Origin of the sequence: Citrobacter meridianamericanus (assembly GCF_041320245.1) — a bacterium.
GTDB lineage: Bacteria > Pseudomonadota > Gammaproteobacteria > Enterobacterales > Enterobacteriaceae > Citrobacter > Citrobacter meridianamericanus.
This window is the reverse complement of the sequence record NZ_CP101036.1, coordinates 4127179-4144117: the sequence shown is the minus strand read 5'-3', so window position 1 is coordinate 4144117 and position 16939 is coordinate 4127179. Positions and strand designations below refer to the sequence as shown.

General features: G+C 54.7%; 14 protein-coding genes and 1 pseudogene. 7 read left to right on the top strand and 8 right to left on the bottom strand.

From position 1 onward, the window contains the following. Positions 1-35: 35 nt before the first annotated feature. Positions 36-1922, top strand: a complete 1887-nt coding sequence (gene prpE / locus NMD08_RS20275) for a propionate--CoA ligase (protein WP_151224821.1) — start codon at positions 36-38, stop codon at positions 1920-1922. 106 nt (positions 1923-2028) lie between these two features. Here prpE and lacA read toward each other — a convergent pair whose 3' ends face one another. The 4 genes from lacA to NMD08_RS20255 form a co-directional block, all read right to left on the bottom strand. Continuing rightward, positions 2029-2640, bottom strand: a complete 612-nt coding sequence (lacA, locus tag NMD08_RS20270) for a galactoside O-acetyltransferase (RefSeq protein WP_151224822.1) — start codon at positions 2638-2640, stop codon at positions 2029-2031. Positions 2641-2669: 29 nt separating this feature from the next. Beyond that, entirely contained in the window at positions 2670-3923 is a 1254-nt protein-coding gene (locus NMD08_RS20265) for an MFS transporter (protein WP_187252955.1), read from the bottom strand. A gap of 54 nt (positions 3924-3977) precedes the next feature. Beyond that, the gene (locus tag NMD08_RS20260; protein WP_370618896.1) at positions 3978-7055 is read right to left on the bottom strand and encodes a beta-galactosidase; all 3078 of its coding nucleotides are present in this window, start codon (positions 7053-7055) and stop codon (positions 3978-3980) included. Positions 7056-7176: 121 nt separating this feature from the next. Then, positions 7177-8259 (bottom strand): LacI family DNA-binding transcriptional regulator, encoded by a 1083-nt coding sequence (locus NMD08_RS20255; RefSeq protein WP_370620220.1) that lies wholly within the window; start codon positions 8257-8259, stop codon positions 7177-7179. 163 nt (positions 8260-8422) lie between these two features. Here NMD08_RS20255 and NMD08_RS20250 point away from each other — a divergent pair, with 163 nt between their 5' ends. Continuing rightward, the gene (locus tag NMD08_RS20250) at positions 8423-9031 is read left to right on the top strand and encodes a class I SAM-dependent methyltransferase (protein ID WP_370620219.1); all 609 of its coding nucleotides are present in this window, start codon (positions 8423-8425) and stop codon (positions 9029-9031) included. On the opposite strand, the gene NMD08_RS20245 is transcribed toward NMD08_RS20250, so the two are convergent. Continuing rightward, complete coding sequence (locus tag NMD08_RS20245) at positions 9028-9978, bottom strand: GlxA family transcriptional regulator (protein WP_151218772.1); 951 nt, start codon at positions 9976-9978, stop codon at positions 9028-9030. The genes NMD08_RS20250 and NMD08_RS20245 overlap by 4 nt on opposite strands. A gap of 18 nt (positions 9979-9996) precedes the next feature. Beyond that, entirely contained in the window at positions 9997-10773 is a 777-nt protein-coding gene (locus tag NMD08_RS20240; RefSeq protein WP_252837916.1) for an MBL fold metallo-hydrolase, read from the bottom strand. Between the two features lie 407 nt (positions 10774-11180). Between NMD08_RS20240 and NMD08_RS20235 the strand changes: the two genes are divergently transcribed. Together NMD08_RS20235 and NMD08_RS20230 are read left to right on the top strand one after the other, a co-directional pair. Then, positions 11181-11426: a DUF2543 family protein gene (locus NMD08_RS20235; protein WP_151218563.1), complete on the top strand. Its 246-nt coding sequence runs from the start codon at positions 11181-11183 to the stop codon at positions 11424-11426. 86 nt (positions 11427-11512) lie between these two features. Further along, positions 11513-11989, top strand: a complete 477-nt coding sequence (locus NMD08_RS20230) for a cold-shock protein (RefSeq protein WP_187252951.1) — start codon at positions 11513-11515, stop codon at positions 11987-11989. Between the two features lie 108 nt (positions 11990-12097). On the opposite strand, the pseudogene NMD08_RS20225 reads toward NMD08_RS20230, so the two are convergent. Then, positions 12098-12287, bottom strand: a pseudogene (locus tag NMD08_RS20225) (putative quinol monooxygenase); the annotation flags it as partial. 135 nt (positions 12288-12422) lie between these two features. Further along, positions 12423-13235 (bottom strand): DNA-binding transcriptional regulator, encoded by an 813-nt coding sequence (locus NMD08_RS20220; RefSeq protein ID WP_219608506.1) that lies wholly within the window; start codon positions 13233-13235, stop codon positions 12423-12425. 192 nt (positions 13236-13427) lie between these two features. Between NMD08_RS20220 and NMD08_RS20215 the strand changes: the two genes are divergently transcribed. Genes NMD08_RS20215 through mhpC form a run of 3 tightly spaced genes read left to right on the top strand, consistent with a single transcriptional unit; the run spans position 13428 to position 16933 of the window. Next, a complete protein-coding gene (locus tag NMD08_RS20215; protein WP_210904698.1) occupies positions 13428-15092 on the top strand; it encodes a bifunctional 3-(3-hydroxy-phenyl)propionate/3-hydroxycinnamic acid hydroxylase in 1665 nt (554 codons plus the stop codon). A gap of 1 nt (position 15093) precedes the next feature. Further along, positions 15094-16038 carry a 2,3-dihydroxyphenylpropionate/2,3-dihydroxicinnamic acid 1,2-dioxygenase gene (gene mhpB / locus NMD08_RS20210; RefSeq protein WP_151218566.1) on the top strand — a complete coding sequence of 315 codons (945 nt, stop codon included), beginning with the start codon at positions 15094-15096 and terminating at the stop codon, positions 16036-16038. A gap of 28 nt (positions 16039-16066) precedes the next feature. Then, the gene (gene mhpC, locus NMD08_RS20205) at positions 16067-16933 is read left to right on the top strand and encodes a 2-hydroxy-6-oxonona-2,4-dienedioate hydrolase (RefSeq protein WP_151224829.1); all 867 of its coding nucleotides are present in this window, start codon (positions 16067-16069) and stop codon (positions 16931-16933) included. Positions 16934-16939 lie beyond the last annotated feature (6 nt).

The following is a 16939-nucleotide window of genomic DNA, read 5'->3' as shown; positions in this document are numbered from 1 at the left end:
CGTGCAGCAAGGCGTAAGTTCAACAGGAGAGCATTATGTCTTATAGCGAGTTTTATCAACGTTCTATAACGCAACCGGAGTCGTTCTGGGCCGAGCAGGCCCAGCGTATTGACTGGCAGCAGCCGTATACGCAGGTACTGGATCACAGCAACCCGCCGTTTGCCCGCTGGTTTTGCGGCGGCATGACCAATCTGTGCCATAACGCCATCGACCGTTGGCTGGAGAAACAGCCCGAGGCGCTGGCGCTGATTGCGGTGTCATCCGAAACCGAAGAAGAGCGCACGTTTACCTTTCGTCAGCTGTATGACGAAGTGAACGTCGCGGCGGCAATGCTGCTGTCGCTGGGCGTACAGCGTGGCGATCGGGTGCTGGTGTATATGCCGATGATTGCCGAGGCGCACATTACGCTGCTGGCCTGCGCGCGCATTGGGGCAATTCATTCGGTAGTGTTCGGTGGGTTTGCTTCACACAGCGTGGCAGCGCGCATCGACGACGCTCGGCCGGTGGTTATCGTCTCGGCGGATGCCGGGGCGCGTGGGGGCAAGATCCTGCCGTATAAAAAGCTGCTTGATGATGCGATCGCACAGGCGCATCACCAGCCGCGTCATGTGGTGCTGGTCGATCGTGGTCTGGCGAAAATGGCGCGGGTCGAGGGGCGTGACCTCGACTTTGCTACCCTGCATCAACAGCATCTCGGGGCGCGGGTGCCGGTGACCTGGCTGGAATCGAACGAAACTTCCTGCATTCTCTATACCTCCGGGACAACCGGTAAACCGAAAGGCGTGCAACGCGATGTTGGCGGTTACGCGGTGGCGCTGGCGACCTCGATGGATACCATTTTCGGTGGTAAAGCGGGCGGCGTGTTCTTTTGCGCGTCGGATATCGGTTGGGTAGTTGGACATTCCTATATCGTGTATGCCCCGCTGCTGGCGGGGATGGCGACGGTAGTTTATGAAGGGCTGCCAACGTACCCGGACTGCGGCGTGTGGTGGAAAATTGTTGAGAAGTATCAGGTCAGTAGGATGTTCTCGGCCCCGACAGCTATCCGCGTGCTGAAGAAATTCCCGACCGCGCAAATCCGCAATCACGATCTCTCCTCGCTGGAGGTGCTGTATCTGGCGGGGGAACCGCTGGACGAACCAACTGCCAGTTGGGTAACGGAAACGCTGGGTGTCCCGGTTATCGACAACTACTGGCAGACCGAATCCGGCTGGCCAATTATGGCGATTGCCCGCGGGCTGGACGACAGGCCGTCGCGTCTGGGCAGTCCCGGGGTGCCGATGTACGGCTACAACGTACAACTGCTCAATGAAGTCACTGGTGAACCCTGTGCGGCGAACGAAAAGGGCATGTTGGTGATTGAAGGCCCGCTGCCGCCGGGCTGTATCCAGACTATCTGGGGCGATGACGCGCGGTTTGTGAATACCTACTGGTCGCTGTTTTCTCGCCAGGTGTACGCCACCTTTGACTGGGGCATTCGCGACGCCGATGGCTATTACTTCATTCTGGGACGTACGGATGACGTAATAAACGTGGCTGGACACCGACTCGGTACGCGAGAGATCGAGGAGAGTATTTCCAGCTATCCGAACGTTGCGGAAGTGGCGGTGGTCGGCGTGAAGGATGCGCTTAAAGGGCAGGTGGCGGTGGCGTTTGTCATTCCAAAACAGGGCGACAGCCTGGAAGACAGCGACATCGCGCATTCCGAAGAGAAGGCGATTATGGCGCTGGTGGACAGCCAGATTGGCAATTTTGGCCGCCCGGCGCACGTCTGGTTTGTATCGCAACTGCCGAAAACACGTTCCGGTAAAATGCTCAGACGGACGATCCAGGCGATCTGCGAAGGCCGCGATCCCGGCGATCTGACGACCATTGACGATCCCGCGTCGTTGCAGCAAATCCGTCAGGCTATCGAGGAATAGCTGTTTTGACCAGGCCCGGTGGCGCGAAGCTCACCGGGCCTACAAACGGCACAACTGCTAGCCGGATGAGTCGCAATGCGGCACCATTCGGCTCTTATGCCCGGTATCAAAGAGCATGTTCTAATTTATAGTTTTTATAATAATATTGCTTATCTCTGTCATTTATCTCGCGGATAACCCGACAAGGAACCCCCATGGCCACGACATTTGCCGGAATGTCTTTTGTGACGACGCTCCCCGCGCCAATCACGGAATTATCGCCAATCGTTATGCCTGGATTAATGACCACATTACTGCCAATCCATACGTTATTGCCGATGGTGACCGGAAAGGAAAACATCTCTCCGGATTGCCTTAATTCATGATGAACAGGGTGACCTGTTACTGAGATGGTGACGTTTGGCGCAATTAATACGTTATCGCCAATGCTGACCGTGTAATCATCCACAATGGTAAAGTTAAAATTGGCGTAGAAGTTTTTGCCAATGTGAATATTGCTGCCGTAAGAGAAATAAATCGGGGGCTCGATCCACGCATTCTCTCCCACGGTGGCAAACATTTCACGAATCAGTTTTTCCCTCTTTTTAATCTCCGATGGACGCGTGTGGTTAAATTCATACATCAACTCTTTTCCGCGCAATCTCTCTTCCGGCAGCCCTTCGCACATATCGGTATACAATCTGCCTGCTTTTATTCTGTCTCTCATAGACATGCTCATCGCAGCTATTCCTTTATTGTCATTCGTCTTCAGACTTGTTTGCTTGTTTGAGTGAAAACGCGGGAAAACGGCCCGGGCCCGCTAAGGGTAAAGACGGAAATCAGAGTGAAGCTCAGCGCAATTATTCCCAGTACCAGATAAGCCCCCTGGAAACCAATACTCTCATACATTTTTCCAGCCAGGACTGACATGAAAATCATGGCTAACTGCTTGAAGAAGCAGAAACACACCAGATAAATCGTCGCCGAGAAACGCACTTCAAACTGACTGGTGATGTATTTGAAGCAACCGACGATCAGGAACGGTATCTCAAACATATGCAACGTTTTGAGAATAACGACCTCCAGCGCAGAGGTGGCAAAGGAGGAGCCGATGATCCGCACCGACATAATCATCCCCGCCAGCAGCAGAGCGTTCTTACCGCCGATGCGATTCACAATCAGCGGCGCAAAGAACATGATTGAGGCATTGAGTAATTCCCCCATGGTCGTGACGTAGCCAAACACTCGGGTGCCTTGTTCGCCGGTGGCAAAGAACGAGGTAAAGAAGTTGGCGAACTGCTGGTCAAACACGTCATAAGTACAGGACACGCCGACCACGTACAGAGAGAGGAACCAGAGCTTCGGCTGTTTGAATAACTCCAGCGCCAGCTTCAGGCTGAATGCCGAGTTGTTGGCGCCTACCGCATCCGCGACTTTTGCAGAAGAGGGCGCATCGGTTTTTGAAAAGAGCAGCAGCAATGCCAGGATCACCGCGCAGCCAGAACCTAACCAGAAGACAAACTGGTTGTTGATGGTGAACATAATTCCGGCAATCGAGGCGCACAGCGCCCAGCCCACGCAACCGAACATACGCGCGCGACCAAATTCAAAGTTGCTTCGGCGGCTGGCCTTTTCAATATAGGCTTCAATCGCCGGGGCACCGGCATTGTAAATAAAACCAAGGTAAATCCCACCGACAATCGACCCCAGTAAAATATTAACCTGTAACAACGGGCCAAAGACGTAAATAAAGAACGGGGCAAACATCACCAGCATTCCGGTAATCACCCACAGCAGGTGTTTACGCAGACCAAGCTTATCGGAAAGCAGCCCAAAAACGGGCTGGAACAATAATGAAAATAGCGAAATACAGGCGAAAATAATCCCCGTATCCCCTTTACTGATGTGGTTTACATCGTGTAACCAGATAGGGAAGAAGGGGAAATATGCACCCATAATGAAAAAATAAAAGAAGAAAAAAAAGCCAAACATCCAAAAGTTCGTGTTCTTTAAATAATACATAATGGACTTCCTTAGGCAAAATAAGGGCAGGTTGCGACCTACCCTTTATTATGTTTAACCCCAGATAACCTGGTAGTGGTAACGCCCTGCGCTCAGTAGAAATTCCGGTGATACCGAAGGACTCCACGAATCATCGCCACCGACGCCCATATGGAAGCCATCAATATTGAGCCAGCTACCCGCTTCCGGTTGCAGCAGATGGCGGTGGCTGGTTTCCATCAATTGCTGCTGGCTAAAGCGGCTGATGTTGAACAGGAAGTCTCCGCGCCACTGGTGCGCGCCGTAGTGCAGTTCTCGCGTGCCGCAGCGCAGACCGTTTTCACTTGGAAAAACATACGGCGTGTACATTTCATCGAGCGATAAATCCCAACGGTCGAAACAGGCGGCGCTCAGCCTGTCCGGGTAGTTCTCATGCGGGCCAAGACCTAACCAGTTCACCCGCTCAGCGACCTGCGTCAACTGGCAGCTCAGACCGATACGGGCCGGATGCGGCGTGTCGCTGGCGACGTTGACATCCACCGTTATCTGCATTTCACCCTTGCCGTCAATACGGTAGCTTTTTCGGCTGATAAACAGCGTTTCACCCTGATACTGCCACGCATGTTCGGTGGTAATCAGAACCGCATTGCTCAGCGTGTCGGCTGCACAGTGCAGTAACGTTGCCTCGACCTGATAATGACCGGCAGACTTCCAGCGTTCGACCCAGGCGTTAGGGTCGATGCGGGTTGACTCGCTCACGCCGATGTCGTTGTCCAGTGGGGCACGGATGAACTGGTCGGTTAGCGGAGTTAACAGTTGGGCTGTATCGCCAATCCAGTACTGTGCCAGCAGGCCAGACTGACGGTCGAATTGCCAGCGCTTGTTGCCGCTCTCAACAGTAAAGACGTTTTCGCTAGCGTTAAGCTGTGGCGCGATGTGGGCAGTTGGCAGTTGCGGCAGGCTGAGTTTCTCTTGAAGCTTCCATTGCTGCCAGGCGCTGATGTGCCCGGCGTCTGACCACGCAGTTGCCTGAGGTTGTTCTACGCGTACCGTCAGCCACACCTGACCTGCGGTTTTCGGCATAGGGACATCTGGCAGGGTAATCACCTGGCGACCCTGTGGAGCGATATCCAGAACGATTTCTCCGGCGGCTAGCGGGTTGCCATCCTGGGCGATCGACCAGTGCAGAACTTCGTTATCGCTGCGGCGGAACAGATATTCGCTGGTCACTTCAATCTGGCGTTCAGCGCCCGGCAGTAACGTGAACTGGAAAAACTGCTGTTCATGTTTGGCCTCATATAACGCCGGGTGTGGGGTGCGATCGGCGAACACCAGTCCGTTCATGCAAAACTGACGATCGTTAGGTGTGTCGCCAAAATCACCACCGTAGGCGGACCATGCCTTGCCGTTTTCATCATATTTAATCAGCGACTGATCCACCCAGTCCCAGACAAAGCCGCCTTGCAGGCGCGGATATTGACGGAACGCTTGCCAGTATTTGGCGAAGCCGCCAAAACTGTTGCCCATGGCGTGGGCGTATTCGCAAAGGATCAGTGGACGTTGCTCGCCGGGCATCGACAGCCACTTTTTAATCGACCATTTGGGTACGGCGGGGAAGGGCTGATCCTGATCGACGCGGGCATACATCGGGCAAATGATGTCAGTCGCCGTAGTATTTGCGCCGCCGCCTTCATATTGTACCGGGCGTGACGGGTCTTCTGATTTTATCCAGCGGTAGAGCGCGTCGTGATTGACCCCATGACCGGATTCATTGCCCAGAGACCAGATGATAATGCTCGGATGGTTGCGATCGCGCTGTACCATGCGCGTAACGCGCTGGCTCATGGCTGGCAACCACGCGGGATCGTCGGTGAGGCGATTCATCGGCACCATGCCATGGGTTTCAATGTTGGCTTCGTCCACCACGTACAGCCCGTAGCGATCGCACAGCGTGTACCATAACGGATGGTTCGGGTAATGCGAGCAGCGCACGGCGTTAAAGTTGTTCTGCTTCATCAACAGAATATCCTGCACCATCGTTGCTTCGTCCATCACCTGACCATTGACCGGATGGTGCTCATGACGGTTGGTGCCGCGAATCAACAGTGGCTTACCATTGAGTAACAGCAGTCCGTTTTCAATGCAAACCTGACGAAAGCCGACGTCACAGGCTTCCGCTTCAATCAGCGCTCCGTCCGCGGTGCGTAACTGCACAACGGCACGGTACAGATTGGGTGTTTCGGCACTCCACAGCGCCGGGTGTTCGACGTTCAGACGCAGGGTAACCCGGTCATGATAAGCACCGCGTTCATCAATAATCTCGCTGCCGAGTGGAGAAGTCGTTTCGGCTGTGAGCGTTTCTCCCTCCCACAATTGAAGGGCTACGCGTAAATCTTCGCTCGCGTTGCTCGCCACTCTGACTTCCACTGTCAGCGCAGCGCGGCTGAAGTCGTCGTTAAAACGGGTATTAATGCGCAGGTCGCGAATTTGCGTTGTAGGCTTATGTAGTAAAGATACGTCGCGAAAAATACCGCTCATGCGCCACATGTCCTGGTCTTCCAGATAGCTGCCGTCGCTCCAGCGCAGCACCATCACTGCCAGACGGTTTTCGCCGTGCAGCAGATAATCGCTAAGATCGAATTCAGATGGCAGGCGGCTGTCCTGTCCGTATCCCACCCAGCGGCCGTTGCACCACAAATGAAATGCGGAGTTCACGCCGTCAAAAATAATGCGCGTCTGACCCTCATCTAACCATGCATCGTCAATATTGAATGTGAGCGAGTAACATCCTGTCGGGTTCTGTGCCGGAACGTACGGGGGGGTAACCGGAATCGGATAGGTGACATTGGTATAAATTGGGGCGTCGTAGCCGTCCATCTGCCAGTTAGAGGGGACGTTGATAATGTCAGCCTGGGGCAGATCGCTTGTCAGCCAGCTTTCCGGCACTGCCTCTGGCGCGGGAAACCAGGCAAATTGCCACTGGCCATTCAGCGAGCGTAACTGAGTCGAGTGCTGATTAGTACGCGCGTCATCTGCTGAACGCCAGCTACAGAACGGTGGGTGCGCCTCCAGGCGGTTGAGCTGCGTAACGCCGGGATTTTCCCAGTCGCGACGTTTCAGAACAGCGGAGAGTGAATCTGTGTTCAGGTTCATAACGGTATCCTGTTTGAATTTGTTATTCGCTCACAATTTCAATCAAAATACGGATAAGCGATCCCAACTGTAAAGGATGGGGCGTTCAATGAGTGAACTGACTCACACAATTGTTACGCGTTCACAATTTGGGGGTGAGCTGAGAAACTTGCCGCGCAAGCTGGATCAGTGAATCGGCCAGCGCCTGGGGAGAGGTGGTCTGTGTATCGGGTGGCAGAACTGTTTGGCGCTTAACCAGGGTGACGGGCAGTAATTGATTGCCAACGGTTGATTCACCACGGGGAAGTTGCAGCAGCCTGTCGACGCTGGTTTCACCCAATAACGGAAAATCCTGCCTGATGGTAGTCAGCGGTGGAATGTAGCAGGCGCTGTCTTCGGTGTCATCGTAGCCGATCACCGAGATATCCACCGCCACCCGCAGACCGAACTCGCTGATTGCCCGCATCGCGCCCAGCGCCATTTGATCGTTAGCGACGAGCATAGCGGTGGGGTGATTACCACTATTGAGCATATGCAGCGTTTGCTGAAAACCGGACATCGCGCTCCAGTCGCCTTCCAGCTCCGCGACGGGCTTTAGCTGGTAGTGCGCCAGATATTTATGCCACCCCGTATGGCGAAGCCTTGCCGACACTGAAGTATGCGGCCCGCTCAGCAGGGCAATCCGCTGATGTCCATGCTGTACCAGATGTTCAACGCCGAGGCGTGCGCCGTCGTCATGGGAGAAAATCACGCTGTTAATCGGTGTCTGGTCAGAGACATCGAGAAACAGTACCGGCACCGTACCGCAGGCGGTGGCCACGGCAATGGCATCTTCTTCATCCAGCGGATAGTTGATGATAAGTCCGGTTACGCGTTGAGAAAGCAGGTTGTGGACGGCGGCTTTACATGCCTCAACGCCGCTACGCTCGACCATGGCGATCACCACGCTGGCACCGGACTGGTCGGCGCGGGATTTTATGGCGGCTACGATTTGCGAGGGGGCATGCAGGGCAAGGTTCGCCGTCACGACGCCAATTAGCGGCGTCTGTTTACCTGCCAACTGCTGTGCGACGCGGTTGGGGATGTAATTGAGCTCCGCCATCGCGGCCTCAACTTTCTGTCGGGTTTTTGCGGAAACGTGGCTGGCCTGATTCACGACGCGAGAGACGGTCTGGTAAGAGACACCTGCATGGTCTGCCACATCGTATAGCGTTACCGGTTTCACGTTTATCACCCCTGTCATGACGTTATCTGCGCGCTATGATGCCACAGCGGGAAGGTTTTGGGGTATTTACGCATGGGTTATGCGAGGTGCATTCCAGGGTTGCGGATTGTGTGCTGGAGGATTTATCGTCGTGATGCTGAACGGAATAAAAAGTGAGGACATCGTGAGCGACTCTGCGGCAAATAATATTCTGTCCATCTACCGACGCCATGCGGAGGCTTTTGCCAGCCAGCGCTCTCGCGCCTTGTTTGAGAAAAGCTGGCTGGACAAGTTCATTACCGTAATGGGCGGGCAGGGCTGCATTGTGGATATTGGCTGCGGCAATGGTCAGCCGATTGCGGATTATTTTATCCAGCAAGGCTTTCAGCTGACGGGCGTTGATGGTTCCCCGGAAATGCTGGCGCGGGCGCGGCACTCTTTCCCCGCACAGCGCTGGCTGGAGCAGGATATGCGCGAGCTGGCGCTTAACGAGACATTCGACGGACTGATCGCCTGGGACAGCTTTTTCCATTTAACCCAACAGGATCAGCAAAAGATGTTCCCGATTTTTGACCAGCTCAGCCATCCTGGCAGCGCGCTGATGTTTACCAGTGGTACGGAAAACGGCATTGCGATGGGGGAATTTGAGGGCGAACCGCTGTTTCACGCCAGCCTCGCGCCGGATGAATACCGCGCATTGCTGTCAGCACACGGCTTTACGGTGGTCGAGATGGTGATGGAAGATCCGCACTGCGCCGGGCATACCATCTGGTTGGCGCAAAAAAGAAGCTAGTCGCCGCGAAAGGTTTTACGCCATTCTGCCGGGCTAACGCCAAAGTGGGATTTAAAATGCTGGCGCCAGGTGACGGGCGACTGGAAACCAACTTGTTCGGCGATGCGCTCAACGGGCAATGGGCTGGATTCCAGCAACGTCTGGCTACGCCGAAGACGCTCGGTAATCAACCAGTCGGCTACGCTCGACCCGGTGGCCTTCATAAAGTGGCGGGTCAGGGTGCGGCGACTCATCATCACCCGCTGTGCCAGCTCGTCGAGATTATGCGGTTCGTGGAGATGCTGGCGCAAATAGTCGAGCAAGGCGTTGATGCGTTGATCCTGGGTATTTTTCGCTACCGGTTGTTCGATAAACTGCGCCTGACCGCCCTCGCGGTGCGGTGGCACGATCATCCGTCGGGCAATCTGATTCGCCACCGTGCTGCCAAAACGCTGACGGATGACATACAGACAGCAATCCAGCGCCGCAGCGGTGCCTGCCGAGGTAATAATTCCGTCGTCATCCACGTACAGGGCGTTGATATCCAGACGGGCCGCCGGGAAGCGCGCCTGAAAATCCTGCTCGAACTCCCAGTGCGTAGCCGCCCGTTTTCCATCCAGCAGGCCGGCATATCCAAGGACAAACGCTCCCAGACATAGCCCGACAATCTGTGCGCCGTTTTGTCGTGCGCGGTTGAGCGCATCCAGCAAGCTTTGTGGTGGACGATGTGCGGTGGTGCTCCACCAGGGGATCACCACGATGTCGGCGGCCTCTACCGCTCCATAGCCGTAAGCGGCAGTAATTGAGAAGCCATCCTGCGAGGAAATGATGCCCGGTTTTTCGGCGCACAGTTGCACCTCGAAACGCTTTTTCGTTGCCACTTTGTCACTGAAAATAATGCACGGCACCGAGAAGTGAAACGGGCTGAAATCTTCCACGGCAACAATGGCGACGTTGAGCGGCTGCATACGATTCCTCTGTGGATGTTAGAACGTCAGGGTTTCGCCATCTTCCGGCACGTTAATGAATTGCGCAATCTGGTTGTCGCGGGCGTACTCTTTCAGCACCTCTCGGGTCAGCAGACAGTGGTTAATCGCCTCCATATGGGTCGCCACAATGTGTGCTTCGGGTAGCGTGAAGTGGGTTTTCAGCACATCTTCCGCGCCCATAATAATTGGGCCAAACCCGATAACGTGGGCAAAACCTGCATTCAAAATAACCACGTCTGGCTGGAATGTCCGCATGTTAGTTTCCACCTCATCGCGCCAGATGGTGTCACCGACCAGATACAGCGTTTTTTCTGCCGGATGCTGGAATATAACCCCACAGGCATCACCCAGACGCTCCGCCATTTGTGGGATAGCGTAGGCGCGATCTGAGCCGTGCTGGCCGCCGGTTTTACGCAGGGTGATATCGCCGATCACGGTGTTCTGCATCAGGACGGTCAGTTGTGTGAACCCCTGACCCCGCAACACCTGTGCGTCCTGCTCATTTTGCACATAGATCGGTTTATCTTTCGGGACGATGCGAGCCGCAGCTTCATCCCAGTGGTCTTCATGCAGATGGGTGACGATCAGCGCATCAACGTTGAGCAGCGTGTCGATATCGACAGGCAATTCCACGGTCGGGTTGCGGATCTCGGCGCGCGCCGTTCCGGCAAAGCCTGGATAAGCCCCTTTCTTCGCCAGCATCGGATCAACCAGAAAAGTTTTACCGCCAAAGGTGATGCGCTGCGTAGCGTTACGGATTTGCGTAATGTTCATGGTGTTTACTCCACGTGTTGGGTCTGTGGTGTCATCGTAGAGTGTTGTCCAGAAGATGAATGTGGGCAAATGGGCGACTAGCGATGAGATTGGGCCAATTGCATTCAGCCTGCAGAGAATGTTATTTACTGCGTTTAATCTCCGTCTCATTGCCTAAATTAATAAACATCTATCTTCCTTTTTTCTGCATTATTTATTCTGCAGGTATTATCAGAGTCTGAATAAAAATGCAGTTATTTTAATAAAAGGAAGATTTATTAAATTCGAAGCGACTCCGGAAAATAGTGTTGATATCTGCTACGGATCACAGACAGGAAACAGATCGCGAACCACGAAATAAGAATGCTATCATTCACATCAGACACGGCAGGAACCTGCTGGCCCACGCATTCACCCCGGAGTACCTGATGAACAACGACATAGCGCTAAAATATTATGATATCGCTGACGAGTACGCGACCGAAGCGGCAAAGCCGGTGAGCGACGCTGAACGCGACGCGCTGGCGCACTACTTCCAGCAGTTGATCACCCGTCTAATGAACAACGAAGAGATCAGCGAAGAAGCACAGCAGGAGATGGCAACCTTGGCCGGCGTCGACGCGCAGCGCATCGATGATATCGCGGAGTTTCTCAATCGTTGGGGTAACGAGTAGCCAAAGGTGTGGCCTGTGTTTTACACTGCGCGCAAATTGAGTAGGTATACTCTACAAGTAATAGGTTTAATCAGGCGGAAACAGCAATGAACGGAACAATCACAACGTGGTTTAAAGATAAAGGCTTTGGATTTATCAAAGATGAAAACGGCGATAACCGCTATTTTCATGTGATTAAGGTTGCGAATCCTGAGCTGATCAAAAAAGACGCGGCGGTGACCTTTGAACCCACCACCAACAACAAAGGCCTGTCTGCCTATGCGGTGAAAGTCATTCCGGACAGCAAATACATCTATATTGCAGGTGAGCGCCTGAAGCTTACCTCTATCAAATCATACCTGGTCTACAGCGAAGACGTTCCTGCCGAGACCCGTATCGACAAAGAGAACGCGGTACTGTCTGTTGGCGTGCTGATGAACAGCATCCGACCGAAATCAGACGTTAAGCCTGGCGAAATGCGCACGCTGAAAAAGCTGGCCATCACCACCTTCCAGGGCACGACGCTGATCTTCTCGGAAGATGAAATCGATATCGACGAGACGGTGAAACTGCTTAAAGTCTGAAGCCCTTCAGAGTGAATGAATGCCGAAACGCTGCTCTTTCTGAGCGGGTTTCGGTTTTTTTGCATCAAATAGTCAACTCAGTAATTTAAGCCTTCTCTAATAAATGCCATCGAGAGCCGCGTGCTCTGGCCATTCTTCTATAAAAATAACATGGCCCGGATCTTTTTCATCAATATAAAGGTTATAAGCAATACAGCGCGGTTCTTTCCTGGTGGTCGATATTTGCTCACGATACAAAGCAAGACCGGTTTCAATATACTCAAGTTTGATGAAATCATTCGGCAATAATCTTTAACATTCAACCTCCTGGCAAAAAACGTAAGCACACTATGTAATGAAGATATATCGCGGGGAAGACGCCACAGTGATATATCGGTCGGTGAGTGAGTTATTCCAGCGCTCAATCAGATTATCTGCATAACTGTGATCAACTTCACCTCCCGGCAACCAAAATCTCTTGTGACTCGACGCCGTCCTCTATCTGTTTCGCCACCTTTTGTAAGGCTGGAAGATGCTTTTCCGCAGCCTGTTCGATGGTCATGGCGCTGGCCATATACACCAGATTCAGGCAGCCGATGACCCGCTGTTCGCTGCGGATGGGAACGGCGATAGAGGCGATTTTCTCCTCCTGATCCCAGCCGCGATAGTTCTGGCCAAAACCGTCTTTTCGCGCACGAGCCAATATGGCGTCGAGCTTTAAGGGTTCTCGCGCCAACTGGAACTCTTCTCCCGGTCGTGAGGCCAGCATTTCAATCAGTTCCTGACGTTCATTTTCCGGGCTAAATGCCAGCCAGGTCAGGCCGGAGGCGGTTTTCAGCAGCGGCAGTCGACGCCCGACCATCGCCCGGTGAAACGACAGGCGGCTGAAGCGGTGGGTGGTTTCACGCACCACCATGGCGTCCACATCCAGCGTGGAAACGTCGGTCGGCCAGATCACCTCGCGTAGTAAATCTCCCAGCAGCGGGGCGGCCAGCGCAGAAATCCACTGCTCGTCACGAAATCCCTCGCTAAGCTGGCGGACTTTAATGGTTAAGCGAAAGCTGTCATCGGACAAGCTGCGTCGGACGTAACCTTCATCCTGCAACGTTTCCAGCAGCCGCCTGACCGTGGTGCGGTGCAGGCCGCTCAGCTCAGCCAGCAGGCCAACACTGGCCCCGCCATCGAGTCGATTTAACATATTTAATAACATTAATCCGCGCGTTAGCCCGCGCACGGTTTTGTATTCGGTGTTGTCATCATTTTTCATATTCGTTGACAAATCTAAAGGTAAAACAACGTTGTGCACCTGGTGCACATCCAGGCATGTTTTGATTGTAGCGCAAAAACTCACTTCTATACTGACCGCACAATAAAAAATAATTTACATCTTTTTAACAAAACGCAATTGCACCTCACCTGGGGTAGTTATTGCGTTTTGACCGAGTCGTGAGGTTCTGAAATGACAACAATAAACCCTGATATCCAACCCGCAGTGCAACACACCGTTCAGGTCGCGATTGCCGGAGCCGGTCCGGTAGGGCTGATGATGGCGAACTATCTTGGCCAGATGGGCATTGAAGTGCTGGTGGTGGAGAAGCTCGACACGCTTATCGACTATCCCCGTGCTATCGGGATTGACGATGAAGCGCTGCGCACCATGCAGTCCGTCGGTCTGGTCGAAAACGTGCTGCCGCATACCACTCCGTGGCACGCGATGCGTTTCCTCACCCCGAAAGGCCGCTGCTTTGCTGATATCCAGCCGATGACCGACGAATTTGGCTGGTCGCGGCGCAACGCGTTTATTCAGCCGCAGGTGGATGCAGTGATGCTGGAAGGGCTGTCGCGTTTTCCCAACGTGCGCTGCCTGTTTTCCCGTGAACTGGAAGCCTTCAGCCAACAGAACGGGGAAGTAACGCTGAATCTGAAAGCGCCGGACGGCCAGCGCGAAACGGTGAAAGCCCAGTGGCTGGTGGCCTGCGACGGCGGGGCCAGTAACGTCAGACGGTCGCTGAATGTGCCATTTGAAGGCAAAACCGCTCCAAATCAGTGGATTGTGGTGGATATCGCCAACGATCCGCTCAGCACGCCGCATGTGTATCTGTGCTGCGATCCAGTGCGCCCGTATGTCTCCGCCGCGCTGCCGCATGCGGTGCGCCGCTTTGAATTTATGGTGATGCCGGGAGAAACCGAAGCACAGCTCAGTGAGCCGCAAAATATGCGCCAGTTGCTGAGCAAAGTATTGCCGAACCCGGACAACGTCGAACTGATCCGCCAGCGTGTGTACACCCATAACGCCCGTCTGGCCGAACGTTTTCGCGTTGACCGCGTGCTGCTGGCGGGCGATGCAGCGCACATTATGCCGGTCTGGCAGGGGCAGGGGTACAACAGCGGCATGCGCGATGCTTTTAATCTGGCGTGGAAACTGGCGCTGGTGATTAAGGGCAAAGCCGGTGATGCGCTGCTGGATACCTACCAGCAGGAACGTCGCGACCACGCCAAAGCGATGATCGATCTCTCCGTGACCGCAGGCAACGTACTGGCGCCGCCGAAACGCTGGCACGGTGCTGTGCGCGACGGGGTTTCCTTGCTGCTGAACTACATTCCGCCGGTCAAACGCTACTTCCTTGAGATGCGTTTTAAACCGATGCCGCAATACCACTCCGGGGCGCTGGTGCGTGAGGGCGACGCGAAAACTTCTCCGGTCGGCAAGATGTTTATCCAGCCGAAGGTGACGCTGGAAACTGGCGACGTGACGCTGCTCGACAATGTCATCGGACCGAATTTCGCTGTGATCGGTTGGGGGTGTAACCCGCTATGGGGCATGAGCGAGGCGCAGATCCAACAGTGGCAGGCGCTGGGCACGCGGTTTATCCAGGTGGTACCCGACACGCAAATCAGCACCGAGCAGGATAACTATGACGGCGTGACCCGCCTTGGCGATACGCAAAACCGCCTGCGCGCGTGGTTTGCCCAACATAACGCCTCGCTGGTGATTATGCGCCCGGACCGTTTCGTCGCTGCTACCGCTATTCCGCAAACCCTGGGCAGTACCCTGAATAAACTGGCGTCGGTGATGACCCTCACCCGAGTAAGCGCCGACATTCCCGTTGAAAAGGTAGCCTGATATGCATGCTTATCTTCACTGTCTCTCCCACTCGCCGCTGGTGGGTTACGTCGACCCGGCTCAGGCCGTGCTCGACGAGGTTAACGGCGTGATCGCCAACGCCCGGGCGCGTATCGCGGCGTTTGACCCTGAACTGGTAGTGCTGTTTGCCCCCGATCACTACAACGGTTTTTTTTACGATGTGATGCCGCCGTTCTGTTTAGGTGTGGGAGCCACGGCGATCGGCGATTTCGGCAGCGCGGCGGGGGAACTGCCAGTGCCGACAGATCTCGCTGAAGCTTGCGCCCACGCGGTGATGAAAAGCGGCATCGATCTCGCCGTGTCCTACAACATGCAAGTCGATCATGGTTTCGCCCAGCCGCTGGAGTTCTTGCTCGGGGGGCTGGATAAGGTCCCTGTGCTGCCAGTGTTTATTAACGGCGTCGCCACGCCGCTGCCGGGCTTTCAGCGTACCCGCATGCTCGGGGAAGCGATTGGCCGTTTCGCCAGCTCATTGAATAAACGCGTACTGTTTTTAGGCTCCGGCGGGCTGTCACATCAGCCGCCGGTACCGGAGCTGGCGAAGGCCGATGCTCATATGCGCGACCGTCTGCTCGGCAGCGGTAAGCAGCTGCCCGAAAACGAGCGCGAGCTGCGCCAGCAGCGGGTGATTAGCGCCGCCGAGAAGTTCGTGGCCGATCAAAACACGCTGCACCCGCTGAACCCTGTCTGGGATAACCGCTTTATGACCCTGCTTGAACAGGGGCGTTTGCAGGAGCTGGACGCGGTCAGTAACGAAGAGTTGTCTGCGATGGCGGGCAAATCAACGCACGAAGTAAAAACCTGGGTTGCCGCCTTCGCCGCTATTTCTGCCTTTGGCAACTGGCGCAGCGAAGGCCGTTATTACCGCCCGATCCCGGAGTGGATCGCCGGATTCGGCTCCCTGAGCGCCACCACAAAGAACTGAAACAGAACTGAATATGCAGGAGAAAACCATGACTTACCAACCGCAAACCGAAGCCGCGACCAGTCGTTTCCTGGAGGTGCAGGAAGCAGGCGAAACCCTACGCGTGCATTTCAATGACTGTGGACAGGGAGAAGAAACCGTTGTGCTGCTGCACGGCTCCGGTCCGGGGGCGACCGGCTGGGCGAACTTCAGTCGCAATATCGATCCGTTGGTGCAGGCCGGATACCGGGTGATCCTGCTGGACTGTCCTGGCTGGGGTAAAAGCGATGGGATCGTTAACCGCGGTTCGCGATCCGATCTCAACGCTCGCATCCTGAAAAGCGTGGTCGATCAATTGGATATTCAAACAGTCCACCTGCTGGGTAATTCGATGGGCGGTCACAGTGCTGTGGCGTTTACCCTGAGCTGGCCGGAGCGCGTGGGCAAACTGGTGCTGATGGGCGGCGGAACGGGCGGCATGAGTCTGTTTACCCCGATGCCGACCGAAGGTATCAAGCGGCTGAATCAGCTGTACCGCGAGCCGACCATCGAGAACCTGAAGCTAATGATGGAGATCTTTGTCTTCGATACCAGCGATCTCACTGAGGCGCTGTTTGAAGCGCGTCTGAACAATATGCTGTCGCGCCGCGATCACCTGGAAAACTTTGTGAAAAGCCTCGAAGCCAACCCGAAACAGTTCCCGGACTTCGGCCCACGCCTGGGGGAAATTAAAGCCCAGACCCTGATTGTCTGGGGACGCAATGACCGCTTCGTACCGATGGACGCCGGACTGCGCTTGCTCTCCGGAATTGCGGGTTCTGAGCTGCACATCTACCGCGACTGCGGACACTGGGCGCAGTGGGAACATGCGGATGCCTTTAACCAGCTGGTGCTGAATTTCCTCGCACGCCCTTAAGGAACG